The sequence below is a fragment of the Variovorax sp. JS1663 genome, from assembly GCF_002157355.1.
GTDB lineage: Bacteria > Pseudomonadota > Gammaproteobacteria > Burkholderiales > Burkholderiaceae_C > Variovorax.
The window spans coordinates 29,303-55,567 of sequence record NZ_LYMK01000007.1; the positions used below are offsets into that span (position 1 = coordinate 29,303).

The window sequence follows — 26,265 nt, forward strand, 5'->3', positions numbered from 1 at the left end:
ATGAGCGGCGCTCTTTCCTCGGCGCTGCCGTCCGCGGCAGCGCCGTCTTCGCATGCGGGGCGCCCAGGCGTCTCGCGCCGCGTGCTGCCGGGCTTTCACCTGACGCTCGGCTTCTCGCTGTTCTATCTCTGCCTGATCGTGCTGATCCCGCTGTCGGCGCTGGTCTTCAAGACCTCGGCGCTGAGCTGGGAGCAGTTCTGGAACGCGGTGACCGCGCCGCGGGTGATGGCCTCCTACCGCCTGACCTTCGGCGCCTCGCTGATCGCGGCCCTGGTCAACCTCGTGTTCGGCCTGCTCGTGGCCTGGGTGCTGGTGCGCTACAAGTTCCCTGGCAAGCGCATCGTCGACGCGCTGGTCGACCTGCCGTTCGCCCTGCCCACCGCCGTCGCCGGCATCTCGCTCACCGCGCTGCTCGCCGGCAACGGCTGGATCGGCCAGTACCTGGAGCCCATGGGCATCAAGCTGGCCTTCACGCCGGCCGGCGTGGTGATCGCGCTGATCTTCATCGGGCTGCCTTTCGTGGTGCGCACGGTGCAGCCGGTGCTCGAGGACGCCGAGAAGGAGCTGGAAGAGGCCGCCACCAGCCTGGGCGCCACGCGGCTGCAGACCTTCACCAGGGTGATCCTGCCTTCCATCACGCCGGCACTGCTGACCGGCTTCGCCATGGCCTTCGCCCGCGCGATCGGCGAGTACGGCTCGGTGATCTTCATCGCCGGCAACATGCCGATGATCTCGGAGATCACGCCGCTCATCATCATCGGCAAGCTGGAGCAGTACGACTTCGCCGGCGCCACGGCGGTCGCGCTGGTGATGCTGGTGATCTCCTTCGCGCTGCTGCTGGTCATCAACGCGCTGCAGGCATGGCAGCGCCGCCAGGCGGGAGGTACCTGATGAGCACCCGCACCATCCGCCGGGCCAAGGCCGGCACCACCGAATCGGCCTGGGTGCGCTTCACCCTGATCGGCCTGGCGCTGGCCTTCATGTTCCTCTTCCTCGTGCTGCCGCTCGCCGCGGTGGCGACCGAGGCGCTGCGCAAGGGCCTCGCCGCCTACCTCGACGCGCTGAAGGAGCCGGATGCCTGGAGCGCGATCCGCCTGACGCTGATCACCGCGGCGATCACGGTTCCGCTGAACCTGGTCTTCGGCATCGCGGCCGCGTGGGCCATCGCCAAGTTCGAGTTCCGTGGCAAGGCCTTGCTGACCACCCTGGTCGATCTGCCCTTTGCGGTCTCGCCCGTGGTGGCCGGCCTGATCTACGTGCTGGTCTTCGGCGCCCAAGGCTGGTTCGGGCCCTGGCTCGCCGCGCACGACATCAAGATCATCTTCGCCGTGCCCGGCATCGTGCTGGCCACCGTGTTCGTGACCTTTCCCTTCATCGCGCGCGAGCTGATTCCGCTGATGCAGGCCCAGGGCACGGAAGAGGAACAGGCCGCCATCGTGCTCGGCGCGACCGGCTGGCAGACCTTCTGGCGCGTGACCTTGCCCAACATCAAGTGGGGCCTGCTCTACGGGGTGATCCTGTGCAACGCGCGCGCCATGGGCGAGTTCGGCGCGGTGTCGGTGGTTTCGGGCCACATCCGCGGCCAGACCAACACCATGCCGCTGCACGTCGAAGTGCTCTACAACGAATACCAGTCGGTGGCGGCCTTCGCGGTGGCCTCGCTGCTGGCCATCCTGGCCCTGGTCACGCTGGTGATCAAGTCGGTCATCGAATGGCGCCACGAACGCGAAATGAAGGCACTGGCCGACTTGCCGCCGGAGCGGCCGATGTCGGCCGCGCAGGCCTGAGGAACACACATCATGAGCATCGAGATCCGCAACATCAGCAAGCAGTTCGGCGACTTCCACGCACTGCGCGACGTCAGCCTGCACGTCGACTCGGGCGAGCTCGTCGCGCTGCTGGGTCCCTCCGGCTGTGGCAAGACCACGCTGCTGCGCATCATCGCCGGCCTGGAGACAGCCGACGGCGGCAGCATCCTCTTCGCCGGCGAGGACACCACTGAAGTGCACGTGCGCGAGCGCCAGGTCGGCTTCGTGTTCCAGCACTACGCGCTGTTCCGCCACATGACGGTGTTCGAGAACGTCGCCTTCGGCCTGCGCGTCAAGCCGCGCGGCCTGCGGCCGAGCGAGGCCCAGATCAAGGCCAAGGTGCACGACCTGCTCAAGCTGGTGCAACTCGACTGGCTGGCCGACCGCTACCCGGCCCAGCTCTCCGGCGGGCAGCGCCAGCGCATCGCGCTGGCCCGTGCACTGGCGGTGGAGCCCAAGGTCCTGCTGCTCGACGAACCCTTCGGCGCGCTGGACGCCAAGGTCCGCAAGGAACTGCGCCGCTGGCTGCGCCGGCTGCACGACGAACTGCACGTCACCAGCATCTTCGTCACCCACGACCAGGAGGAGGCGCTGGAAGTCGCCGACCGCGTGGTGCTGATGAACGGCGGCCGCATCGAGCAGGTCGGCTCCCCACAGGACGTGTGGGACCATCCCGCCAGCCCCTTCGTGTACGGCTTCCTCGGCGACGTGAACCTGTTCCATGGCCGCGCGCACGAGGGCGAGGTGCACGTGGAAGGCTTCCGCATCGATTCGCCCGAGCACCGCGATCTGCGCAACGGCAAGGCCCTGGCCTACGTGCGCCCGCACGACCTGGACGTGGCCCGCTACCAACAGGGCGCCAGCGGCATCGTCGCCACCCTGGCCCGGGCCATCGTGGTCGGACCGATTGCGCGATTGGAACTCGAACCGGTGGAATCGAATCCAGACAATCCTGGTTCCGGAGCCATCATCGAAGCGCAACTCCCTGCGCAACAGTTCCGGGACCTCGGGCTGCGCGAGGGCGAGACGGTGGTCGCCACCCCGCGACGGGCCCGCGTCTTCGTAGAGGGGCATTGATTTGTTCGACTGGTATTTCGGAGCGCCGCGCCGTGCGCTCGCGCTGATCTGCGCCGCCTGCGTGGCGATGCTGGCCTTCGGGCTCTACCTGCAGCACGTGGTGGGCCTCGAGCCGTGCCCGATGTGCATCGTGCAGCGCTATGCGCTGGTCCTGGTGGCGGTATTCACCGGCCTGGCGGCGCTCGGCCGCAGCCGCGGGCTGCAGCTCACGGGCGCGACGCTGGCGCTGGTGATGGCGGTGGCCGGTGCGTACACCGCGGCGCGCCAGAGCTGGCTGCAGTGGTATCCGCCCGAGGTCGTGTCCTGCGGGCGTGACCTCTACGGGATGATCGAGACCTTCCCGCTGAAGCGCGCGCTGCCCATGATTTTCCGCGGCGGCGGCGACTGCACGCAGATCGACTGGACCTTCCTGGGGCTGTCGATCGCGAACTGGTCCTTCATTGCCTTCGTGGTCTTCAGCCTGCTGTTGCTCGGTCTGCTGTTCCGGCGCAGCGGCGGCGGCCGCGCTCAGAGCGGCAGCGTGTCGAAGGCCGCGTAGGACGTTGCCAGCCAGCTCTTGACGCGCTGGCGCTCCAGCAGCCCCAGCGCGTTCGGCCCTTCGCGGTCGTTGACCGCCTTCCAGAAACTGGTGTTGCGCGCATCGATCTTGCGCATGCTGGCATCGTGCAGGCGGGGCAGGGCGATCACGCGCGCCCCGTGGGCCGTGGCCTTGCTCAGCGACTGCGAGCCGAGCAGCAGGGCGAAGTCGTTGCCCCGCCCGTAGTTCTGCACCACGATGTAGTTCGGCCGGTTGCCGAAGGTGTCGACCAGCGTGCCGAGCAGGTCGCTGGAATCCTTGCCGTCGTCCAGCACGTGCCAGAAATTGACCGTCACGCCCAGCCCAGCGAAGACGTCGAACAGTTCGGAATCCTTGATCCAGCGCGCCAGCGGCGCCAGCGTCTGCGCCGCCAGGTCCACGATCACGCTTTGCTGCGGATGCGTCTCGAAGCCGTTGACCACCGTGTCCAGCCCCTCGTAGCTGTCCACCACCACCGGGGAGGCGAAGCCTTCGTAGAAACGGGTGAAGGAACTGTGCGACCTGTCCGTGTCGAAGCCCACGAAGGGCTTGCTGTGGTCGATGAAGTACTGCGCCAAGACCCGTGCCGTGACCGATTTGCCGACACCGCCCTTTTCGCCGCCGATGAAGTTGAGGGAGCTCATGAGGTTCCTGGGGAAGGTTGGGAGGGGGAAAGCGACAGGCATTCTAGGGGCCAGTCCGCGGCCGTCCAGGCAAGGGCTCTAGCGCTGAACCATCGAAAAGAAGGGGCCGAGGTTCCCCAGCAGCCAGTTCTGGCTGAAATCCAGCGCGGCGCGCCGGTACTTCTCGTCGGCCTGCGCCGCCATGAGGTCCAGCCGCGCCACCACCTTGGAGAGCTCGCGGTCGACCACCAGGTTGCGGCCGCGATCGCTGATCTCGGTGGCCAGCAGCAGCGGCTGGCCATCGGGGCCGGTCCTCGAGCTGATGAGCCACAGCGAGATCTCGACGTTGCGCGCTGCGCGGTAGCTGTTCTCCGCGTTGACGCCGTCGAGCATGGTCTGCTCCCACGTGCCGCCGTTGGCCTGCTTGAGCAGCGTGGCCCACCCCACCACCAGCGCTGCGACGCGGTCGCCCTCGTAGGGTTGAGGCTGGGTCTCGAAGGCGAGCCGGATGGCCTCGATGCCGGTGGCGCCGCGCAATGAGGGCAGCGGGTTGTCCTGCGTGATCGCGTCCCAGGTGCGCCGGGTCGCGTCTTCGGGGCTCGCGGCCCATTTGCGCCATTCCCGCGGGTTGCGCCGATACAGCGAGAGCTGCACGCGCCGTATCGACTGCAGGTTGTCGCGCAACGCGAGATTGGCGATCCGGTTGGCGCCGCTCTGCAGCCATTCGTTGTTGCCGTAGGGCTCGGCACGATCGGTGCTGCTGCAGCCCGCGAAGCCCATCGCGGCAGCCATGCCGGCCAGGAGCAGGACGCGCCGCGCGAGAGGGGAAGACCGGGGGGAATCGCTCATGGGCCGCACGTTATCATCCCGGCCTCGGGTGACAGCCGGCCATGGGGGTTCTGGCCGGCGAATATTTCCTTACAAATCAACACCTTGGCACCAACCTAGGCCAGACCAGTCGTGCGTCTCAACTCCATCAAGCTCTCCGGCTTCAAGTCCTTCGCGGAACCCACCAACTTCCTGCTGCCCGGTCAACTCGTGGGCGTCGTCGGCCCCAACGGCTGCGGCAAGTCGAACATCATGGATGCGGTGCGCTGGGTGCTGGGCGAATCGCGTGCCTCCGAGCTGCGCGGCGAGTCCATGCAGGACGTGATCTTCAACGGCACGACCACCCGCAAGCAGGCCAGTCGCTCGAGCGTGGAACTGGTGTTCGACAACGCCGACCACCGTGCCGGCGGCCAGTGGTCGCAGTTCACGGAGATCGCGGTCAAGCGCGTGCTCACGCGCGACGGCAACTCCAGCTACTTCATCAACAACCAGCCGGTACGCCGGCGCGACGTGCAGGACGTGTTCCTGGGCACCGGCCTCGGCCCGCGCGCCTACGCCATCATCGGGCAGGGCACGATCAGCCGGATCATCGAATCCAAGCCCGAGGAGCTGCGCCTCTTTCTCGAGGAGGCGGCCGGCGTTTCCAAGTACAAGGAGCGCCGCCGCGAGACCGAGAACCGCCTCGGCGACACGCGCGAGAACCTCACGCGGGTCGAGGACATCCTGCGCGAACTGGGCAGCAACCTCGAACGCCTGGAGAAGCAGGCCGAGGTAGCCACGCGCTACAACACGTTGCAGGCCGACGCCACCCGCAAGCAACACCAGCTATGGTTCCTCAAGCGAGGCGAAAGCGAGGGTGACCAGGCCAAGGTGAAGGCCGACGGCGAGAAGGCGATCAACGACCTGGAATCGCGCACGGCCGACCTTCGGCACGTGGAGTCCGAACTCGAGACGGTGCGTCAGGCGCACTACGCCGCCGGGGACCAGGTCAACCAGGCACAGGGCCGGCTCTACGAGGCCAGCGCCGAGGTCGGGCGGCTGGAGGGCGAGATCCGCTTCGTGGTCGAAGGCCGGCAGCGGGTCGAGCAGCGCCTGGTACAGCTGGGCGAGCAGACCAGCCAGTGGAACACGCGCCGCAAGGATGCCGAGGCCGAGATCGAGACCCTGGCCGGCCAGGGCGTCGATGCCGAGGAGCAGGCCGAGCTGCTGGCCGCCCAGCTCGAGGAGCACGATGCGCGCATGCCCGCCCTCGAGGAGGCGCAGCAGCGCGCGCAGGACGAGGCCAACGCCCAGCGCGCCAGCGTGACGCAGGTGCAGCAGCAGATCCAGGTGCTGGCGGCCGACCAGCGCAACATCGACGACCAGGTGCGCCAGCTCACGCAGCGCGCCGAGCGTCTGCGCGGCGACCAGAACGCGCTGGCGGCGCCCGACGAGGCGCGGCTGCGCGACATGCAGGAACAGCTCGATGCGGCCCAGGAGGCGGCCAGCGAAGCCGATGCGCGCCTGCACGAGCTGCAGGAGTCGGTGCCGCAACTCGACGAGGACCGCCGCGGCAAGCAGCAGGCGGTGAACACCGAGGGTGCGCGCCAGGCCGAGCTCTCGGCCCGCCTGGAGGCGCTCAAGGCGCTGCAGGAGAAGGTCAAGACCGACGGCAAGCTCGCGCCCTGGCTGGCCAAGCATGGTCTCGAGAGCCTGCAGGGCCTGTGGAGCCGCATCCACATCGAGCAGGGCTGGGAGAACGCGCTCGAGGCCGCGCTGCGCGAGCGCATGGGCGCGCTGGAGGTCAGTCGGCTGGACATGGTCCGCGCCTTCGGCAGCGATGCGCCGCCGGCCAAGCTGGCCTTCTACAGCCCGCCGAGCGCCGCAGTGCCCCAGGCGCCGGGCGCGCTGCCGCGGCTGGCGGACCTGCTGCGCCTCGGCGATGCGGGGCAGCAGGCCCTGCTGGCCGACTGGCTGCACGGCTGCTACACGGCGCCGACGCTGGAAGAAGCCCTGGGCCAGCGCGACCGGCTTCAACCGGGCGAGGCCATCTACGTCAAGAGCGGCCATGCGGTCACGGCGCACAGCGTGAGCTTCTATGCCCAGGATTCCGAGCAGGCCGGCCTGCTGGCCCGCCAGCAGGAAATGGAAAACCTGGAGCGCCAGCTGCGCGCCCAGACGCTGATCAACGAAGAGGCGCGCACCGCGCTGGCGCGTGCCGAAGCTGCATACGGCGATGCGGCGCAGCGCCTGGTCACGGCCCGGCGCGAGGCGGCCGACACGCAGTCGCGCGCACACGAGCTGCAGGTCGAGACGCTGCGCCTCACCCAGTTGGCGGAGCAGACCCGTGCGCGGAGCGAGCAACTGTCGGCCGACCTCGGCGAGGTCGAGGCGCAGTTGGAAGAGCTTCAGGAAAAACGCGTCGCCGCCGAGGCTCGCTTCGAGGAACTGGACATGCAACTGGCCGACAGCCAGGAGCGGCATGCCCAGCTCGACGAGCGCGTGATCGAAGCCGCCCGTGCGCTGGCCGCCAGCCGCGAGCAGCACCGCAGCCTGGAGCGACAGGCGCAGGAGGCGGTCTTCGCGCAGCGCACGCTGGAGGCGCGCCGCGCCGAGCTCAACCGCGCCATCGAGACGGCGGCCCAGCAGGTCGCTGCGCTCGCCGACGAGGACGAGCGTGCGCGCGCCGAGCTCGGCCGCCTGTCCGATGCCGCCGCGCAGGCCGGGCTGCAGGATGCACTGTCTCTCAAGCTCGAGCGCGAGACCGCGCTGGGCAGTGCACGCAGCCAGTACGACGACCTCACGCTCAAGCTGCGCGCGAGCGACGAACGCCGCCTGCAACTGGAGCGCGAGCTCGACCCGCTGCGTCAGCGCATCACCGAACTGCAGCTCAAGGAGCAGGCCGCGCGCCTGGGCTTCGAGCAGTACCAGCAGCTGCTGGCCGACGCGCAGGCCGACCTGGAAGCCGTCGCCCGTTCGATCGAGGAGGACAAGGTGCGGCTGACCGGGCTGCAGTCCGAGATCGACCGTCTCAACCGCGAGGTGGCCTCGCTCGGCGCCGTCAACCTTGCGGCGCTGGACGAACTGGCGACGGCGCGCGAGCGCAAGACCTTCCTCGATGCCCAGTCGGCCGACCTCAACGAGGCCATCAACACGCTGGAAGACGCGATCCGCAAGATCGACGCCGAGACGCGGGAGCTGCTCGGCGGCACCTTCAAGATCGTCAACGAGCATTTCAGCCGCATGTTCCCGGAGCTCTTCGGCGGCGGCAATGCCAGGCTGATGATGACCGGCGACGAGATCCTCGACTCCGGCGTGCAGGTGATGGCGCAACCGCCCGGCAAGAAGAACCAGACCATCCATCTGCTGTCGGGCGGCGAGAAGGCGCTCACCGCGATCGCGCTGGTGTTCGCCATCTTCCAGCTCAACCCCGCGCCCTTCTGCCTGCTGGACGAGGTGGACGCGCCGCTGGACGACGCCAACACCGAACGTTATGCCAAACTCGTGACTGCCATGAGCCGCGAAACCCAGTTCCTCTTCATCAGCCACAACAAGATCGCGATGGAGATGGCCGAGCAGCTGATCGGCGTGACCATGCAGGAGCAGGGCGTCTCGCGCATCGTGGCCGTGGACATGGAGTCCGCCGTCTCCATGGCCGAAGCTGCATAGACAGCGGCGATGAGCAGCCTCACCGTTGCCCTTGCCATCGTCGGTGGCCTGGTGCTTGCCGCCGTCGTCGGCTACAACGCCTGGATGTCGCGCCGCAACGCACCGCGGCAACCCGATGCGCCGGACAGCGACGACCCGCCGCTGACCGCGCCAGCGCCGCTGAGCCGCGAGGAGGAGCCGGTGCTGCACGCGCCGGCGCAGCCGGGCACCGCCGCGGACCGCCACGAGCCGTTGTTCGACCCCGCGCTGCCGGCGCCCAGTGCGCTGCCGGTCCCGACCGCGGAACGGCGCGGCGGCCTCGATCCGCTGATCGACGTGATCGCGCCCATCACGCTGGACAGCCGGGTGTCCGGCGACGCAGCGATCGCGGCCATGCCTGCCACCCGCCGCGCCGGCAGCAAGCCGGTGGCCATTGAAGGCCTCAACGAACTCAGCGGCGAGTGGGAGCCGGCGGCGCCCGGCCAGCGCTACGGCGCCTTCCAGGCCGGCGTGCAGCTGGCCAACCGCACCGGCGCGCTCAACGAGATCGAGTACTCCGAATTCGTGGTGAAGGCGCAGGCTTTCGCCGATGCGGTCAACGGCGCGCCCGAGTTCCCCGAGATGCTGGACGAAGTGGGGCGGGCGCGCGAACTCGACCAGTTCGCCAGCGCGCACGATGCCCAACTCGGATTCGTGCTGCGGGCGCTGCATGCGGCCTGGAGTCCCGGGTATGTGCAGCAGAACGCCGCCCGGCTGGGCTTCGTGGCCGGCATCATCCCCGGCCGCATGGTGTTGCCGGCCGGCGAGGTCGGCCTGCCGCCAATCCTCGGCCTGTCCTTCGACACCCAGGCGGCACTGGCAGACGATCCGGCGCAGTCCGCCATCCGCGAGCTCACCCTGAGCCTGGACGTGCCCCAGGTCGACCGCGCCGAGCGGCCCTTTCCGCGCATGCGCGAGATCGCCGCGGCCCTGGCGCGCGAGATGGACGGCGTGGTCACCGACGGCGACGGCCAGCTCCTGCGCGAGGAGACCATGGACGCGATCGGGGCCGATCTCGAGCAGCTCTACGACACGCTGGATTCGCGCGAGCTGTCGGCGGGTTCGCCGCTGGCTCGGCGCCTGTTCAGCTGAATGGACGCTCGCCCCCAGGCTTGCCCACTTCGTGTGGCCTCCACCCCCCTCACCGGGGGCAACACCAGCGGCCCGGCAAAGCCGGTTCCGCGGTGTTCCTCGAAAAGAGAGAATCCGTCAACTCCTTAAAACCTATGATCACGCGAGAAGAAGCGGCTCGCGAAGCCGCCGCACTGGGCGAGCAGCTGCGCCGCCATGCCCACCTCTACTACGTGCTCGACGCCCCCGAGCTGCCCGATGCCGAATACGACCGGCTGTTCCAGCGCCTGCAGGCCCTGGAGGCCGAGCACCCCGAGCTCCGCACGCCCGACTCGCCCACGCAACGCGTTGGCGGCAAGCCGCTCGATGGCTTCGCCAAGGTGCGACACAAGGTGCCCATGCTCTCCATCCGTACCGAGACCGACATCACGGCCGGCGGCGCCAGCGCCTTCGACGCGCGCGTGCGGCGCGAGCTCGGCCTGGCCGAGGACGGACCGCAGGTCGAGTACGTGTGCGAGCTCAAGTTCGACGGCCTGGCACTCAACCTGCGTTACGAGCAGGGTGTGCTCGTGCAGGCCGCCACGCGCGGAGACGGCGAGATCGGCGAGGAGGTGACGCAGAACATCCGCACCGTGCAGCAGATCCCGCTGCGCCTGCACGGCGAGGGCAAGACCGTCCCGCCGGTGGTGGAGGTGCGCGGCGAGGTCTACATGCGGCGCGACGACTTCGAGGCGCTCAACGAGCGCCAGCGCCAGAAGATCGCTGCCGGCCAGAAGAATGAGAAGGTGTTCGTCAATCCGCGCAACGCCGCGGCGGGCGCGGTGCGCCAGCTCGATCCGGCGATTGCCGCCGACCGGCCGCTCAGCTTCTTCGCCTACGGACTCGGCGAGGTCACGCCGCCGGACCAGGGCGGCCCCGTGCATGCCACGCAGTTCGACTGGCTGCAGCAGTTCCATGCCTGGGGTTTCCCGATCGGCACGCTGACCCAGCGCGCGCGCGGCGCGATCGAGCTGATCGCCTTCCACGAGACCATCGCGAAACAGCGTGACGCGCTGCCCTACGACATCGACGGCGTGGTCTACAAGGTCGACAGCCTGGAACTGCAGCGCCAGCTCGGTTTCGTCTCGCGCGAACCGCGCTGGGCGGTGGCCCACAAGTATCCGGCGCAGGAACAGCTGACCGAGGTGCTCGGCATCGAGGTGCAGGTGGGGCGCACCGGCAAGCTCACGCCGGTGGCGAAGCTGGCGCCGGTGTTCGTCGGCGGCGTGACCGTGACCAACGCCACTTTGCACAACGAGGACGAAGCCCGGCGCAAGGACGTGCGCGTGGGCGACACCGTGATCGTGCGGCGCGCCGGCGACGTGATCCCCGAGGTAGTGGGTGTGGTGCCCGAAAGTGCGGCCAAGCCGGCCGACCAGCGCGGTCCGGTGTTCACCATGCCGCGCAAGTGCCCGGTCTGCGGCTCCGATGCGGTGCGCGAGGAAGGCGAGGTCGACTACCGCTGCACTGGAGGGCTCTTCTGCGGCGCGCAGCGCAAGGAGGCCATGCTGCATTTCGCGCAGCGGCGCGCGCTCGACATCGAGGGCCTGGGGGACAAGCTGGTCGAGCAACTGGTGGACGGCCAGCTCATCCGCACGCTGCCCGACCTCTACAAGCTGGGCCTCACCACGCTGGCCGGCCTGGACCGCATGGCCGAAAAATCGGCGAAGAATCTCGTCGATGCCTTGGAGGCCTCGAAGAAGACGACCCTGCCGCGCTTCCTGTTCGGGCTGGGCATTCGGCATGTCGGCGAAAGCACCGCCAAGGACCTGGCCAAGCACTTCGGCAAGCTCGACGCGATCATGGATGCGAGCGAGGAACAACTGCTGGAGGTCAACGACGTCGGCCCGGTGGTCGCCAGGAGCCTGCGCACCTTCTTCGACCAGGAGCACAACCGGGAGGTGGTCGAGCAATTGCGCGCCTGCGGCCTGACCTGGGAGGAAGGCGAACCCGCCGCGCGCGTGCCCAAGCCGCTGGCGGGCAAGACCTTCGTCATCACCGGCACTCTTCCTACGCTCAGCCGGGACGAAGCCAAGGACAAACTGGAAGCGGCGGGTGCCAAGGTGGCCGGCTCGGTCAGCAAGAAGACCGACTACGTGGTCGCAGGCGCAGAGGCCGGAAGCAAGCTCGACAAGGCTCGCGAGTTGGGGGTGGCCGTGATCGATGAGGCACAGATGCTCTCGATTCTCGACAATGGCCTTTGAGGTGGCCCGGCTTTACCGCCCCTTTACCCGCCGTTACGCAGCTTCATGCGATAGAAGTCAACAGGGCCTGCAATAGAGCGTTGAATCATTGAACCAGGCAATGCCGACCAGGAGTCCATCATGATCAAGTTTCGTCGTCTTTGGGGAATCTCCGCCGTGCTCGGTGGCGCGGCCCTGCTGGGCGGCTGCGTGGCCTATCCGGCAGGCTCCTACGGCTACTCGGACCCCTACTACGTGGATCAGAACCCGGTCGTCGTCCAGCCCAACGTGTACATCGACGGCAGTTACTACTCGCGGCCGCGCTATCCCGCTCCGTACTACTACGGCCGCCCCGGCTATTACCCGCACCCGGGCTATCCGCGACCGGGTTGGGGTGGCGGGCGGCCGACTGCGGTGGTGCCGCCGGCGCCGCCGCCGCGCGGCATGGGGCCGACCACCGGTGGCGTGGCAGGGACGATCGTGCCAGTTCCGCCGGGCCGCAGCCGGCAGGAAATCAACCGCATGATGACCTCGCCCGACTCGCGCGGCCAGACGCCGCCCTGAGAGCGAAAGCGCCGGCGGCCATGGCGATAATGGCCGCATGACGGTACGCGAGATCCTGAAGATGGGCGACCCCCGGCTGCTGCGCATCGCGCAGCCGGTCGCCGCATTCGACACCGACGCGCTGCACCTGCTGGTGCGCGACATGTTCGAGACGATGCACGCGGTGAACGGTGCCGGGCTCGCCGCGCCGCAGATCGGGGTCGACCAGCAGCTGGTGATCTTCGGCACCGACACGGTGAACCCGCGCTATCCCGATGCACCGATCGTGCCGCGCACGGTGCTGATCAATCCGGTCATCACGCCGATCGGCGACGAGGAAGAGGAAGGCTGGGAGGGCTGCCTGTCGGTACCCGGACTGCGCGGCGTGGTGCCGCGCTTCGCCCATATTCGCTATACCGGCTTCGATCCCTATGGGGATCCCATCGACCGGACGGTGAGCGGTTTTCACGCCCGGGTCGTGCAGCACGAGGTGGATCACCTGCTGGGCAAGCTCTACCCCATGCGGGTGCGCGATTTCTCCCGGTTCGGCTACACCGAGATCCTGTTTCCGGGCCTCGATGCAGCCGAGGACGACTGAGCGCCGATCGGCAGATCAGTTGTACTTGCCGCCGCTGCCGCCCACGCTGAAGCGGCCGGCACCCATGAAGGCCACGGCCAGCGCGCTGAACAGGTACATGCCCTGGAGTTCAAGCTCCCAGCCGCCTTGCTTGTTGATCATGCCGAGTTGCTTCATGTGGATCAGCCAGATCGCCACCAACATGTTGATGACCACGATCCACGCCGCGGGGCGCGTGTAGAGGCCGATGATCAGCAGCACCGGTGCGACGATCTCGCCGACGTACACCAGATAGGCGAGGGCGCCGGGGATCCCGTGCGAGGCGAGCATGTTGGACACGAAGCCAACGCCGCCGGTGATCTTGGCGATGCCGTGCATCAGGATCAGGATGCCCAGGGCCACGCGCAGGACGAGCTTGCCGGTATCGTCGGAACGGATCATGTGAAAGCCTTTCTGTTTGTAAAAAAAACAGGGGCGATTGTGTTCGATTCCGCGCGAGGTCGACGGACAGCCCCTGCAGAAAATCAGAAAGGCCGGATGTCGAGTTCGGCGTAGCCTGTCGCCGGGTCGAGGGTGCGCTCGAAACGCCAGGGCGGCAGCCGCGCAACCGGCGTCGGCCTCAGGCGGCCAGAGCCTCGAGCAGCTCGGTCTCGATGGTCGCCTGCGTGCGCTGCCGCTGAAGCTCGGGACCGCTGATCAGGAAAGTGTCTTCCACCCGCTCGCCCAGGGTTGTGACCTTGGCCAATTGCAGGTTCAGGTGGTGGCGTGCCAGCACCCGCGCCACCGAATAGAGCAGGCCCGCGCGGTCGCTGGCCGAGATGTTGAGCAGCCAGCTTTGCGCCTTCTCGTCGGGCAGGAGGCTGACCCGCGGCTTGATCGGAAAGCTGCGCACCCGGCGAGAGACCCTGCCCTTGCTGGGCGAGGGCAGGGGGCCGGCCTCGTCCAGCGTCTTGGCCAGCCCGCTCTCGACCATGTTGATCAGGTCGCGGTAGTGCTCGGGAATGAAGGTGGCGACCACCTGGAAGGTGTCGAGGGCGTAGCCGTTGGTGGCGGTATGGACCTTGGCGTCGAGGATGCTGAAAGAGGACTGGTCGAAATAGCCGCAGATACGCGCGAACAGGTCGGGCTGGTCGGGTGTGTAGACCACCACCTGCAGGCCTTCGCCCACGGGCGAGAGCCGCGCCCGCACGACGGCTGGCGTGTGCGGGTCGATGGGCACGTTGCGCGGCGGCACGTGGCGTGACAGCTGCTTGGTGTGCCAGGCGATCTCGGATGCGTCGTGGCGCATGAAGTAGCCCACGTCCAGCGTCTCCCACAAGGCCTTGTGGGCCTCGAAGGGCTGTGCGTGCAGCGCGAGCTGCACCAGGGCCTCGCGCTTGCGCGCCTCGACCTCGGCGCCGGGATCGGGCATGCGTCCGCCCAGGGCGCGCAGGGTGTAGCGGTACAGGTCTTCGAGCAGCTTGCCCTTCCAGGCATTCCACACGCGCGGCGAGGTGCCCCGGATATCGGCGACGGTCAGCAGGTACAGCGCCGTCAGGTAGCGCTCGTTGCCCACGCGCCTGGCGAAAGTGGCGATCACCTCGGGGTCGCTCAGGTCCTGCTTCTGCGCGACCTGGCTCATCACCAGGTGCCCGGCCACCAGGAACTCGATCAGCTTCGTGTCCTCGCGCGGGATCTCGTGCTGGCGGCAGAAGCGCCGCACGTCGCGCGCGCCCAGCTCGGAGTGGTCGCCGCCACGGCCCTTGGCGATGTCGTGGAACAGGGCCGCGACGTAAAGGATCCACGGCTTGTCCCAGCCGCCGGCGAGCTGGGAGCAGAAGGGGTACTCGTGCGCATGCTCGACGATGAAGAAGCGCCGAACGTTGCGCAGCACCATCAGGATGTGCTGGTCGACCGTGTAGACGTGGAACAGGTCGTGCTGCATCTGCCCAACGATGCTGCGGAAGACGCGCAGGTAGCGGCCCAGCACCGAGGTCTGGTTCATTAGCCGGAAGGCATGCGTGATGCCGCGCGGCTCCAGCAGGATGCGCATGAAGGTCGCATGGTTCACGCGGTCGTTGCGGAACTTGCTGTCCATCACGTGGCGCGCGTTGTAGAGCGCGCGCAGCGTGCGTGCCGACAGGCCGTTGACGCCGATGGTCTTCTGGAAGAGCAGGAAGGTCTCCAGGATCGCATGCGGATCCCGGATATACAGATCGTCGCTCGCCACCTCAATCAGCCCGCCCTTCTCGAAGAAGCGGTCGTTGATGCGCGTCGCCTGTTCCTCCTGCGGGTAGAGGCGCTCGGAGATGTTGAGCATCAGGATCTGGTTGAGCTGCGTCACCGCCTTGGCCGCCCAGTAGTAGCGGCGCATCAGCGCCTCGCTGGCCTTGCGCTGCGATTCGCTCACGTAGCCGAAGGTGGCGGCCACCGCAACCTGCATGTCGAACACCAGCCGGTCCTCGCGGCGGTTGGCGATCACGTGCAGGCGTGCGCGGATCAGGCCCAGCAGCGCCTCGTTGCGCTTGATCTGCTGCACCTCGAAGGCGGTGGCCAGGCCGTTCTTGGCCAGGTCGTCCCAGCGCCGACCGAAGCCCGCGGCCTTGGCCACCCAGAGAATGGTCTGCAGGTCGCGCAGGCCGCCGGGCGACTCCTTGCAGTTCGGCTCCAGCGCATAGGGCGTGTTCTCGAACTTCTGGTGCCGATGCCGCATCTCCTGCGACTTGGCGGCGAAGAAAGCCTGTGGGTCGATGGCGGCGCAGAAACTCTTGCGGAAGGCCGTGTAGAGCTTCTTGTCGCCCGCAATCAGGCGGGATTCGAGCAGCGAGGTCTGGACGGTGACGTCCTTGGCGGCCTCGGCCAGGCATTCGTCCACCGTGCGCACGCTGGAGCCGATCTCCAGGCCCGCATCCCAGCAGTGGCCGATGAAGGCCTCGATGCGCGCCGGATCGATCTCTTGTGCATGGTCCGGCGGCAGCAGCAGCAGCACGTCCACGTCGGAATAGGGAAAGAGCTCGCCGCGGCCGAAGCCCCCGACCGCCACCAGCGCCAGCCGGTTGCCGAAGCCCGCTTCCGCCCACAGCGCATTGAGCGCTTCGTCGGCCAGGGCCGCGAGCCGCCGCAGCACCGAGTGCACGCTGCGGGTGGGCGCGCGTGCGCTGCGCGCTTCGTCGTACAGCGCCAACTTGTGGGTGCGGTAGGCATCACGCAACGACGGAAGGTCCACCATGGCAGCCTCTCGAAGGCCGGCGAGCGGCCTCAAGCCGAAGCGCTGGCGAACGCGGGCGGCGGCGGGCTGCCGGCCGAGAGCGTGAGCACTTCGTAGCCGGTCTCGGTCACCAGCACCGTGTGCTCCCATTGCGCCGACAGCGAGTGGTCGCGCGTGACGATGGTCCAGCCGTCGTACTGGCCACCCTTGGCGTCTTCCTTGATGTCGCGCTTCCCGGCGTTGATCATCGGCTCGATCGTGAAGGTCATGCCGGGCTTGAGCTCGTCCAGCGTGCCGGGCTTGCCGTAGTGCAGCACCTGCGGCTCCTCGTGGAAGCCGCGGCCGATGCCGTGGCCGCAGAACTCGCGCACCACCGAGAAGCCGTTGCTCTCCGCGAAGCGCTGGATGGCGAAGCCGATGTCGCCCAGGTGCGCGCCCGGCTTCACCTTGACGATGCCGTGCCACATGGCCTCGTAGGTGAGGGCACAGAGGCGCTTGGCGGCGATCGAGGCGTCGCCCACGACGAACATGCGGCTGGTGTCGCCATGCCAGCCGTCCTTGATGACCGTGACGTCGAGGTTGACGATGTCGCCCTTCTTCAGCGGCTTGTCGTTCGGGATGCCGTGGCACACCACGTGGTTGACCGAGGTGCAGATGGACTTGGGGTAGGGCACGCTGGAGGCGCCCATGTAGTTGAGGGGGGCGGGGATGCCGCCCTGGACCTGGGTGATGTAGTCGTGGGCGAGTTTGTCGATCTCGTTGGTGGTCACGCCGGGTTTCACGTGCGGGGTCAGGTAGTCCAGCACTTCCGAGGCCAGGCGGCACGCGGTGCGCATGCCGGCCACGCCCTCGGCGTCTTTGTAGGTGATGCTCATAGGGCCCGAATTATCCCATCGGCCCCGCTAAAATGCCCGGTTCACGCGGTTGGCCCCAGTCAGCGGCCACCGCCTCATCTGATCTGGATTCCCAACACGGCCCGCAGGCCGATTCCGACCGTGACGTTGCCCCTGAATGCGCCTTCCCATCCCGTCGCCCCGGTGGTGACCTTCTTCGAGGGCGGCAGCGCGCTCAGCGGCTTCCGGGCCCGCCAGCTGCTGCCCCGGCTGCAGGCCATCGAGCCGCGCATCGAGGGCATCGCGGCCCGCTTCGTCCATCTGGTCGCGACCGACCACGTGCCGGAAGGCGCCGAGCGCGAGCGCTTCGCCGCGCTGCTGGGCTATGGGGAGCCCTTCGAGGCGCCGGCCAAGGCCGCGCCCGCGCTGGTCGTCACGCCGCGCCTGGGCACCGTCTCGCCCTGGGCTTCCAAGGCCACCGACATCGCGCACAACTGCGGCCTGGCGCTGCGCCGGGTCGAGCGCATCACCCAGTACCACTTGGTCCTCAAGGCGCCGCTGCTCGGCAAGGCGCCGGTGCTCGACGGCGATCGGCTGGCGGCGGTGGCCGCGCTGCTGCACGACCGCATGACCGAATCGGTGCTGCCTGGCGTCGAGCAGGCCGCGGCCCTGTTCGCTGAGCTGCCGGCCCAGCCGATGGCCCACGTGGACGTGCAGGGCGGCGGGCGCGCCGCGCTGGTGGAGGCGAATACGCAATTCGGCCTGGCGCTGGCCGAGGACGAGATCGACTACCTGGTCGATGCCTTCACCCGGCTCGGCCGCAATCCCAGCGACGTCGAGCTCATGATGTTCGCCCAGGCCAACAGCGAGCACTGCCGCCACAAGATTTTCAACGCCGACTTCGTGATCGACGGCGAGCAGCAGCCGCAGAGCCTGTTCTCGATGATCCGGCACACCGAGCGGCAGAACCCGCAGCACACGGTGGTGGCCTACGCCGACAACGCCTCGATCATGGAGGGCTCGCGGATCGAGCGCTTCGTGCCCGGCGCCGACGCCAACCGCTACGAGAAGCGCGAGGCGCTCGGCCACGTGCTGATGAAGGTCGAGACCCACAATCACCCGACGGCGATCTCGCCCTTCCCGGGCGCTTCCACCGGTGCCGGCGGCGAGATCCGCGACGAGGGTGCCACCGGGCGCGGCTCCCGGCCCAAAGCCGGCCTGACCGGCTTCACCGTGTCGAAGCTCTGGCCGGAGGCCGGCAGCTACGGCAAGCCCGCGCACATCGCCAGCCCGCTGCAGATCATGACCGAGGGCCCGCTGGGCGGCGCCGCCTTCAACAACGAGTTCGGCCGGCCCAACCTGCTGGGCTACTTCCGGGAGTACGAGCAGGCGGTCGAAAGCGACCGCGACACGCTGCAGCGCGGCTACCACAAGCCGATCATGATCGCGGGCGGCCTGGGCACCATCGATGCCGGGCAGACGAAGAAGATCCAATTCCCCGCGGGGGCGCTGCTCATCCAGCTGGGCGGCCCCGGCATGCGCATCGGCATGGGCGGCAGCGCGGCCAGCTCGATGGCCACCGGCGCCAATGCGGCCGAGCTGGATTTCGACTCGGTGCAGCGCGGCAACCCCGAGATCGAACGGCGCGCCCAGGAGGTCATCAACCATTGCTGGCAGCAGGGCGAGGCCAATCCGATCCTGGCCATCCACGACGTGGGCGCCGGAGGCCTGAGCAACGCCTTCCCGGAGCTCACCAACGATGCCGGCCGCGGCGCCCGCTTCGACCTGCGCGCCGTGCCGCTGGAGGAGTCGGGCCTGGCGCCCAAGGAAATCTGGTGCAACGAAAGCCAGGAGCGCTACGTGCTGGCGATCGCCCCGGAGTCCCTCGCACAGTTCAAGGCCTTCTGCGAGCGCGAGCGCTGCCCCTTCGCGGTGGTCGGCGTGGCCACTGATACGCGGCAACTGCTCGTGGCCGACGAAGGCGCCGACGCGCAGCCGGTCGACATGCCCATGGACGTGCTGCTGGGCAAGCCGCCCAAGATGCTGCGCGACGTGCAGTCGATCCGCCGCAGCTTCAAGCCCCTGGACCTCACCGGCGTGGACCTGCAGAAGGCTGCCATCGATGTGCTGTCGCACCCGACCGTCGCCTCCAAGCGCTTCCTGGTGACCATCGGCGATCGCACCGTCGGCGGCCTCAGCCACCGCGATCAGATGGTTGGCCCCTGGCAGGTGCCGGTAGCCGACTGCGCCGTGACCCTGGCCGACTACCAGGGCTTCGCGGGCGAGGCCATGAGCATGGGCGAGCGCACGCCGCTGGCGGCGCTGGATGCCCCGGCCTCGGGCCGCATGGCGGTGGCGGAGGCCATCACCAACCTGCTGGCCGCGCCCATCGAGCTGTCGCGCGTCAAGCTCTCGGCCAACTGGATGGCCGCCTGCGGCGAGCCCGGCGAGGACGCCGCGCTCTACGAGACGGTCAAGGCCGTGGGCCTGGAGCTCTGCCCGGCGCTCGGCATCTCCATCCCGGTCGGAAAGGATTCCCTGTCCATGCGCACCCAATGGCGCGAGGGCGAGGCACAGAAGAAGGTCAGTTCGCCGGTCAGCCTGATCGTCAGCGCCTTCGCCACCCTGGCCGACGTGCGGGGCACGCTCACGCCGCAGCTCGATGCGACGGAGGCGGACACCACGCTGGTCCTGATCGACCTGGGCCGCGGAAAGCAGCGCATGGCCGGCAGCATCCTGGCCCAGACGCTGGGGCAATCGGGCGACCAGGTGCCCGACCTCGACGACGCGCAGGACCTGGTCAAGCTGGTGGCCGCCGTCAACGCGCTGCGCGCCGAGGGCAGGATCCTCGCGATGCACGACCGCAGCGACGGCGGCCTGTTCGCCACCGCCTGCGAGATGGCCTTCGCCGGTCACGTGGGCATCGCCCTCAACGTCGACCTGCTGGTGACGGAGGGCGACGGCATCAGCGACAGCCGGGCCGAGTACGGCGACGCCAAGAACTGGGCCGGCCAGGTCAGCGCCCGGCGCGAGGAGCTCACCCTCAAGGCGCTCTTCAACGAGGAGCTCGGCCTGCTGCTGCAGGTGCGCACGGCCGAGCGCAACGAGGTCATGCAGACCCTGCGCGCGCACGGCCTCAGCACCCACAGCCATTTCGTCGGCAAGACCCGCCCCGACGCGTCCGCCATCGACGCAGGCAAAGGCAAGGTGGAAGTCTGGCGCGATGCCAAGGCGGTGTTCAGCGCGAGTCTCCAGGACCTGCACCAGGTCTGGGACGCGGTCAGCTGGAAGATCTGCCGCGAGCGCGACAACCCCGACTGCGCCGACGCCGAGCACGCTGCCGCCGGCGATCCGCAGGACCCTGGCGCGCAGGTGCTGCCGGCGCCCGGCATCGAGGAGAACGTGGCCGCGCCCTTCCTGAACCTGGCGCGCCCCCGGGTGGCGATCCTGCGCGAGCAGGGCGTCAACTCGCACGTGGAGATGGCCTATGCCTTCCACGAGGCCGGCTTCGAATCCTTCGACGTTCACATGACCGACCTGCAGACGGGCAGGGCGAGCCTGGCCGACTTCAAGGGCGTGGTGGCCTGCGGCGGCTTCAGCTACGGCGACACCCTGGGCGCCGGCATCGGGTGGGCGCGCAGCATCACCTTCAACCCGCGCCTGGCCGAGCAGTTCAAGGCCTTCTTCGGCCGCGCCGACACCTTCGGGCTGGGCGTGTGCAACGGCTGCCAGATGTTCGCTGAACTGGCCGACATCATCCCCGGCGCCGAGGCCTGGCCGCGCTTCACGACCAACCAGAGCGAGCGCTTCGAGGCCCGCCTGTCCATGGTCGAGGTGCTCGATTCGCCCAGCCTCTTCTTCGCCGGCATGGCGGGCAGCCGCCTGCCCATCGCGGTGGCGCACGGCGAGGGCTATGCCAACTTCAAGCACAGAGGCGATCCCTCCAAGGCCATCGCGGCCATGCGCTTCGTCGACAACCAGGGTCAGCCGACCGAGCGCTATCCCTTCAATCCGAACGGCAGCGCCGGCGGCCTGACGGCAGTGACCACCGCTGACGGCCGCTTCACCGCGCTGATGCCGCACCCGGAGCGCGTGTTCCGCAACATCCAGATGAGCTGGACTTCGGGCGACAAGAGCGCCTTCAGCCCCTGGATGCGCATCTGGCGCAATGCGCGCAAGTGGGTGGGCTGAGCCCATGAAAAAAGCGGCCCGCGGGCCGCTTTTTTCTGGTCTCGGAGGAGAGAGCAGACTTACTCGACCTTCGCCTTCGCCCGCAGCTCTTCCTGGTATTTCTGCAACTTCTGCTGCTGCAGCTGCTGCACGATCTGCGGCTTGACCTCTTCCAGCTTCGGCAGCTGCGCCTGGCGGATGTCGTCGACGCGGATGATGTGGTAGCCGAACTGCGACTTGACCGGCGCGGCCGTGGTCTCGCCCTTCTTGAGCTTGATCATGGCTTCCGAGAATTCGGGCACGAAGCTGGCGGGCGCGGCCCAGTCCAGGTCGCCGCCGTTGGCGCCGGAGCCTGGGTCCTTGCTCTGCTTCTTGGCGAGGTCCTCGAACTTGGCGCCCTTCTTCAGGTCGGCCAGGATCTTCTGGGCCTGGTCTTCCTTCTCGACCAGGATGTGGCGGGCCTTGTACTCCTTGCCGCCGTTGGCCGCGACGAACTTGTCGTACTCGGCCTGGGCATCGGCGTCGGAGACCGCGTTGGTCTTGCGGTAGTTGTCGAAGAGCTGGCGGATCAGGATGGCCTGGCGCGCGAGCTCGAGCTGGTTCTTGTAGTCCTCGGTGGCGTCCAGCCCCTGCTTCTGAGCTTCCTGCATGAAGATCTCGCGGGCGACCACTTCCTCGCGCAGCTGGCCCTGCATCTCGGGCGTCACCGGACGGCCGGCGGCCGCCAATTGCTGGGCCAGCACGTCCATGCGCGCCTTCGGCACCGGCTTGCCGTTGACGATGGCCGCGTTCTGCGCGAAGGCGGGGAGGGCAGCAAGAAGGGCGGCGGCTGCTGCGGCCTGCAGGAGGTGTTTCTTCATAGGGGGAGGGTACTTTCTACCGCCGGAAGAGGCGGGAAACAAAGCGCTTCAAAGCGTCTCGATGGCGATGGCGTGAAGGCCCTGTGCGATGAAAAGTTGCAGCGCATCATACACAAGCCGATGGCGCGCCACCCGGGTCTTCCCTTCGAACAGCGGGGAGGCGATGCGCACTCGGAAATGGGTGCCGTAGCCCTCGGCGTTGGCGCCTGCATGGCCGGCATGCGCCGCGCTCTCGTCGATCACTTCGAGCGTGGTCGGCGACAGCGTCGCGCGCAGACGCGCCTCCAGGTCCGTGGTGGTAGGCAAGGTCATGCGACAGGCTTGTCCGACTTGAGATGCGGCGAGATGTATATGCCCTGCGCCACCAGGAACACGATCGGGAACACGTAGCCCCAGAGCTTGAAGTTCACCCAGTCCTCGGTGCTGAAGTACGCCGCCACATAGCCGTTGATGGCGGCCATGAACACGCAGTAGGCGATCCACGCGACATTGAGGCGGCCCCAGATCTGTGCCGGCAGCTCCAGCTGCGCGCCCAGCAGCATCTTGAGGAAGTTCTTCTTGAAGCCCCAGAGCGCCACCGCCAGCGCCAGCGCCATGGCGCCGTAAAGCACGGTCGGCTTCCACTTGATGAAGCGGTCGTCGTGCAGCAGCAGCGTCAGCGAGCCGAAGAGCAGGATCAGCACCAGAGTCGCCTTCTGCATCGGCGCCAGCCGGCGATCGTTGAACCAGACGATGCCCATCTGCAGCACGGTCGCCGCCATCAGCACGCCGGTGGCGGTGTAGATGTCGTAGAGCTTGAAGGCGCCGAAGAACAGCAGGATCGGAAAGAAGTCGAGCAGCAACTTCATGTTCAGCGTTTCTGGAAGTCCAGGGATGCGGAGTTCATGCAGTAGCGCAGGCCAGTCTCGGTCGGGCCGTCGGGGAACACGTGCCCCAGGTGTGCGCCGCAGTTGGCGCAGACGTTCTCGGTGCGCACCATGCCATGCGAGCGGTCCACCACGTTGCGGATGGCGCCGGGCACGGCCTCTCGCGAGAAGCTGGGCCAGCCGCAGCCGGCATCGAACTTGGTGGCCGACTCGAACAGCTTGGCGCCACAACTGATGCAGTGGTAGGTGCCGTCCTCCCAATGGGCCTCGTACTTGCCGGTGTAGGGGCGCTCGGTGGCGGCGTGGCGCGTGATCTCGAAGGCGCCGGGCTCGGCACCCTTCTCGGCCAGGATCGCCTTCCATTCGGCATCGGTTTTCTGGATGGGAGCGGTCATGATGAGCAGCTGATTTCGATGGTGGAAGCCCAGTCGGGCGGGAAGCCGGCATAGGCCTCGTGGCCGGCATGGTCTTCAAATGGGGATTCGAGCAGCTTCAGCAAGGTGGCCACGCCGGAGAAGTCCTTGCGCTGCGCCGCTTCGATCGCCTGCTGGCCCAGGTGGTTCCGGAGCACGAATTTCGGATTGGCCTGGCGCATGGATTGTGCCGCCTGTGCCGCCGGCACCCGTGCGTGGCGCTCCGCGAAGGCCGAGAGCCAGGTGTCAATGCCAGTGCGGTCGAGGAACAGGTCGCGCACGGCATGGGGGTCGCCGCCCGCTTTGTGGTCGGCGAGGCGCCGCCAGAAGATCGTGTAGTCCACCTTCTCCTGCGCCAGCAGCTTGAGCACGCCTTCGACCAGCGCGCGGTCGTCCGGCGCGGACGCGGGCAGGCCCAGCTTGGCTCGCATGCGGGCTTCGTACGCGTCCGGGAACACCGTCTTGTACGACTGCAGGGCGGCCACCGCCACCTCCTGGACGCCGATCAGCGGCAGCAGCGCCTGGGCCAGGCAGAACAGGTTCCAGTAGGCGACGTTGGGCTGCTGGTTGTAGGCGTAGCGTCCGCCGGTGTCGCTGTGGTTGCAGATGTGGCGCGGATCGAAGCCGTCGAGGAACTGGAAGGGGCCGTAGTCGATGGTGAGCCCGAGGATGCTCATGTTGTCGGTGTTCATCACGCCGTGGCAGAAGCCGACCGACTGCCACTGCGCCATGAGCGCCGCCGTGCGCTCGCTCACCGCCTCGAGGAAGGCCGCGTACGCATTGCCGCCGAAGTGCTCGAAGCGCGCGTCATGGCGGCAGGCCGGGTAGAAGCGGTCGATCACGAAGTCGGCCAGGGCGCGCAGTTCGTCCACCCGGTTGGCGGCGGCGAAATGCTCGAAGTGGCCGAAGCGCACGAAGCTGGGTGCGGCGCGGGTTACCACGGCGGCGGTCTCGATCTCCTCGCGCACCACCGGCGCGTCGGAGCCGGTCACGCACAGGGCGCGGGTGGTCGGGATGCCGAGCGCATGCACCGCCTCGCTGCAGAGGAACTCGCGGATGCTGGAGCGCAGCACCGCGCGGCCGTCGCCCATGCGCGAGTAGGGCGTGCGCCCGGCGCCCTTGAGCTGCAGCTCCCAGCCGGTATCGATCTCGCCCAGCAGGATGGCGCGGCCGTCGCCCAGCTGGCCGGCCCAGACGCCGAACTGGTGGCCGCTGTAGACGGTGGCCAGGGGCGAGGTGCCGGCGATCTGCACGTTGCCGGTCAGCCCGGCGAGCGCCTCGTCGGTGCGCCAGTCCGGGGGCAGGCCCAGCGCGCGCGCCAGCGGGTCGCTGTGGCCCACCCAGTAGGGGGCGGGCAGCGGGGTGGGGCGCAGGGAGGTGAAGAATGCCGGCCCCAGTTCGGAGAATCCAGGCACCCAGCGCAGGCCCAGGTGCGCCTGGACCGTGTCTTCTTCTGCAAGCAAACTCATGGGCGGATTGTCCGGCAGAGCGTGTAACCCGGGGCGCGCGGGGCCAAAAAGAAACGGCGTGCACGTTTCTGTTTCGATTTGTCGAACGCGCCGTTCCCGGCCTGCGAGCCTGTAGAGTGCGACCCTCGCGCTCCGCTCGTCCCATCCCAGTATTTTCTCCCCCCATGTCCAGTCTCATCGTCCACGGCGGTACCCCGCTGCGCGGCCGCATCACCCCGTCGGCCAACAAGAACGCGGTCCTGCCCGTGCTGTGCGCCACCCTGCTGACCCGCGAGCCGCTGCGCCTGCACGGCGTGCCCGACATCACCGACGTGCGCAAGATCCTCGAGATCTTCCAGGCCCTGGGCAGCGAGGTGCGGCTGGACCACGAGACCGGTACGCTGGACCTGCACCACCGCCACACCGTCTTCGACGCCGCGCGACACCGCCTGCCGGAGGAGATGCGCTCCTCGATCATGCTGGTGCCGCCGCTGCTCGCGCGCTTCGGCGTGGCGCGGCTGGAGGACAACGTCAAGGGCTGCACCCTGGGTGTGCGGGAGATCGACCCGCACGTCGAGGTGCTGCGCCATTTCGGCGGCAGCGTCGAGCGTACCGAAGGCTCGCTCCTGGTCCGCCTGAAAGAGGGCCTGCGCCCGGTCGACCACTGGCTGGACTACGCCTCGGTCACCACCACCGAGAACTTCGTGCTCTGCGCCGCGGCGGCGCCGGGCACCTCCACGCTGACCAACGCGGCCTCCGAGCCGCACGTGCAGGAGTTCTGCCGCTTCATGACGCTGATGGGCGTGCGCATCGAGGGCATCGGGACCTCCAGGCTCACGGTGCACGGCGGTACGGCGCTCCAGGGCGGCGAGTTCCGCTTCGACGAGGATTTCCACGAGATCGCCACCTTCCTGGCGCTGGGCGCCATCACCGGCGGCGACGTGCTGGTGCGCAACAGCGCGCCCGAGCAGTTCCCGCTGATCGACCGCACCTTCGCGAAGTTCGGCGTGCAGATCGTGCACAGCGACGGCTGGTCGCAGGCCCGCCGCAGCGGGCCACTCAGGGTGCAGGCGCCCTTCACCAGCAACGTGCTGACCAAGGTCGAGGCCGCGCCCTGGCCCTACGTGCCGGTGGACCTGTTGCCGATCTTCATCGCCCTGGGCGTGCGGGCGGAAGGCAACGCGATGTTCTGGAACAAGGTCTACGACGGCGCGCTGGGCTGGACCGGCGAGCTGTCGAAGTTCGGCGCCCACGTGTTCTCGTCCGACCCGCACCGGCTCATCACCTTCGGCGGCGGGCCGCTCGCGCCGGCGGTGGTCGAGAGCCCCTACATCATCCGGGTGGCGATCGCGCTCTTCATGGTCGCGGCCAGCATCGAGGGTCGTTCGGAGATCCGCAACGCGGCGCCGATCCGGCGTGCCCATCCGCGCTTCGTGGAGAACCTGCGCAGCCTCGGCGTGCGGGTGGAGTGGACGCAGGAAGAATAGGACGATAGGACGATAGGACGACCGGACCGG

Annotated in this window: 21 protein-coding genes; 11 read left to right on the forward strand and 10 right to left on the reverse strand. The window is 68.3% G+C overall.

Annotation, left to right across the window (positions count from 1 at the left end; all coding sequences use genetic code 11):
• Genes cysT through A8M77_RS08250 form a run of 4 tightly spaced genes read left to right on the forward strand, consistent with a single transcriptional unit; the run spans window position 1 to window position 3,423 of the window.
• A complete protein-coding gene (gene cysT, locus A8M77_RS08235) occupies window positions 1–891 on the forward strand; it encodes a sulfate ABC transporter permease subunit CysT (protein WP_086921068.1) in 891 nt (296 codons plus the stop codon).
• Window positions 891–1,787, forward strand: a complete 897-nt coding sequence (gene cysW, locus A8M77_RS08240; RefSeq protein ID WP_086921069.1) for a sulfate ABC transporter permease subunit CysW — start codon at window positions 891–893, stop codon at window positions 1,785–1,787. Before cysT ends, cysW begins: the two co-directional genes overlap by 1 nt.
• A 12-nt stretch (window positions 1,788–1,799) precedes the next feature.
• Window positions 1,800–2,885, forward strand: coding sequence for a sulfate/molybdate ABC transporter ATP-binding protein (locus A8M77_RS08245; protein ID WP_086921070.1), 1,086 nt, complete (start codon window positions 1,800–1,802; stop codon window positions 2,883–2,885).
• Between the two features lies 1 nt (window position 2,886).
• Window positions 2,887–3,423: a disulfide bond formation protein B gene (locus A8M77_RS08250; RefSeq protein ID WP_086921071.1), complete on the forward strand. Its 537-nt coding sequence runs from the start codon at window positions 2,887–2,889 to the stop codon at window positions 3,421–3,423.
• Here the strand turns inward: A8M77_RS08250 and A8M77_RS08255 are convergent.
• Together A8M77_RS08255 and A8M77_RS08260 are read right to left on the reverse strand one after the other, a co-directional pair.
• Window positions 3,393–4,085 carry a mobilization protein gene (locus A8M77_RS08255; protein WP_086921072.1) on the reverse strand — a complete coding sequence of 231 codons (693 nt, stop codon included), beginning with the start codon at window positions 4,083–4,085 and terminating at the stop codon, window positions 3,393–3,395. The two genes, A8M77_RS08250 and A8M77_RS08255, sit on opposite strands and share 31 nt — an antisense overlap.
• A gap of 78 nt (window positions 4,086–4,163) precedes the next feature.
• The gene (locus A8M77_RS08260; RefSeq protein WP_086921073.1) at window positions 4,164–4,913 is read right to left on the reverse strand and encodes a hypothetical protein; all 750 of its coding nucleotides are present in this window, start codon (window positions 4,911–4,913) and stop codon (window positions 4,164–4,166) included.
• A gap of 111 nt (window positions 4,914–5,024) precedes the next feature.
• Here A8M77_RS08260 and smc point away from each other — a divergent pair, with 111 nt between their 5' ends.
• The 5 genes from smc (at window position 5,025) to def (ending at window position 12,992) form a co-directional block, all read left to right on the forward strand.
• A complete protein-coding gene (gene smc / locus A8M77_RS08265; RefSeq protein ID WP_086921074.1) occupies window positions 5,025–8,540 on the forward strand; it encodes a chromosome segregation protein SMC in 3,516 nt (1,171 codons plus the stop codon).
• A gap of 9 nt (window positions 8,541–8,549) precedes the next feature.
• A complete protein-coding gene (locus A8M77_RS08270; RefSeq protein ID WP_086921075.1) occupies window positions 8,550–9,650 on the forward strand; it encodes a cell division protein ZipA C-terminal FtsZ-binding domain-containing protein in 1,101 nt (366 codons plus the stop codon).
• Window positions 9,651–9,784: 134 nt separating this feature from the next.
• The gene (gene ligA, locus A8M77_RS08275) at window positions 9,785–11,872 is read left to right on the forward strand and encodes an NAD-dependent DNA ligase LigA (protein ID WP_086921076.1); all 2,088 of its coding nucleotides are present in this window, start codon (window positions 9,785–9,787) and stop codon (window positions 11,870–11,872) included.
• Between the two features lie 120 nt (window positions 11,873–11,992).
• The gene (locus A8M77_RS37205; protein ID WP_086921077.1) at window positions 11,993–12,415 is read left to right on the forward strand and encodes a hypothetical protein; all 423 of its coding nucleotides are present in this window, start codon (window positions 11,993–11,995) and stop codon (window positions 12,413–12,415) included.
• Between the two features lie 37 nt (window positions 12,416–12,452).
• The gene (def, locus tag A8M77_RS08285; RefSeq protein WP_086921078.1) at window positions 12,453–12,992 is read left to right on the forward strand and encodes a peptide deformylase; all 540 of its coding nucleotides are present in this window, start codon (window positions 12,453–12,455) and stop codon (window positions 12,990–12,992) included.
• A 15-nt stretch (window positions 12,993–13,007) separates the two neighbouring features.
• Here the strand turns inward: def and A8M77_RS08290 are convergent, their stop codons facing one another.
• The 3 genes from A8M77_RS08290 to map all read right to left on the reverse strand — a co-directional run bounded on the left by A8M77_RS08290 (window position 13,008) and on the right by map (window position 17,033).
• On the reverse strand, window positions 13,008–13,412 hold the full coding sequence (locus tag A8M77_RS08290) for a DoxX family protein (protein WP_086921079.1): 405 nt from the start codon (window positions 13,410–13,412) through the stop codon (window positions 13,008–13,010).
• Between the two features lie 178 nt (window positions 13,413–13,590).
• On the reverse strand, window positions 13,591–16,179 hold the full coding sequence (locus tag A8M77_RS08295; RefSeq protein ID WP_086921080.1) for a [protein-PII] uridylyltransferase: 2,589 nt from the start codon (window positions 16,177–16,179) through the stop codon (window positions 13,591–13,593).
• A gap of 29 nt (window positions 16,180–16,208) precedes the next feature.
• Window positions 16,209–17,033, reverse strand: coding sequence for a type I methionyl aminopeptidase (gene map, locus A8M77_RS08300; protein WP_086921081.1), 825 nt, complete (start codon window positions 17,031–17,033; stop codon window positions 16,209–16,211).
• A gap of 120 nt (window positions 17,034–17,153) precedes the next feature.
• Between map and purL the strand changes: the two genes are divergently transcribed.
• Window positions 17,154–21,182 carry a phosphoribosylformylglycinamidine synthase gene (purL, locus tag A8M77_RS08305; protein WP_238136752.1) on the forward strand — a complete coding sequence of 1,343 codons (4,029 nt, stop codon included), beginning with the start codon at window positions 17,154–17,156 and terminating at the stop codon, window positions 21,180–21,182.
• A 59-nt stretch (window positions 21,183–21,241) separates the two neighbouring features.
• Here the strand turns inward: purL and A8M77_RS08310 are convergent, their stop codons facing one another.
• The 5 genes from A8M77_RS08310 to A8M77_RS08330 are packed head-to-tail and all read right to left on the reverse strand — an operon-like array spanning window position 21,242 to window position 24,769.
• Window positions 21,242–22,021, reverse strand: coding sequence for a peptidylprolyl isomerase (locus A8M77_RS08310; RefSeq protein ID WP_086921083.1), 780 nt, complete (start codon window positions 22,019–22,021; stop codon window positions 21,242–21,244).
• Between the two features lie 48 nt (window positions 22,022–22,069).
• Window positions 22,070–22,333, reverse strand: a complete 264-nt coding sequence (locus A8M77_RS08315) for a BolA family protein (protein ID WP_086921084.1) — start codon at window positions 22,331–22,333, stop codon at window positions 22,070–22,072.
• Window positions 22,330–22,869, reverse strand: coding sequence for a septation protein A (locus A8M77_RS08320; protein ID WP_086921085.1), 540 nt, complete (start codon window positions 22,867–22,869; stop codon window positions 22,330–22,332). The genes A8M77_RS08315 and A8M77_RS08320 overlap by 4 nt, the downstream gene beginning before the upstream one ends.
• A gap of 2 nt (window positions 22,870–22,871) precedes the next feature.
• The gene (gene msrB, locus A8M77_RS08325) at window positions 22,872–23,282 is read right to left on the reverse strand and encodes a peptide-methionine (R)-S-oxide reductase MsrB (protein ID WP_086921086.1); all 411 of its coding nucleotides are present in this window, start codon (window positions 23,280–23,282) and stop codon (window positions 22,872–22,874) included.
• Entirely contained in the window at window positions 23,279–24,769 is a 1,491-nt protein-coding gene (locus A8M77_RS08330) for a protein adenylyltransferase SelO (RefSeq protein WP_086921087.1), read from the reverse strand. Before A8M77_RS08330 ends, msrB begins: the two co-directional genes overlap by 4 nt.
• A gap of 164 nt (window positions 24,770–24,933) precedes the next feature.
• Here A8M77_RS08330 and A8M77_RS08335 point away from each other — a divergent pair, with 164 nt between their 5' ends.
• Window positions 24,934–26,235: a UDP-N-acetylglucosamine 1-carboxyvinyltransferase gene (locus A8M77_RS08335; protein WP_086921088.1), complete on the forward strand. Its 1,302-nt coding sequence runs from the start codon at window positions 24,934–24,936 to the stop codon at window positions 26,233–26,235.
• Window positions 26,236–26,265: the final 30 nt, after the last annotated feature.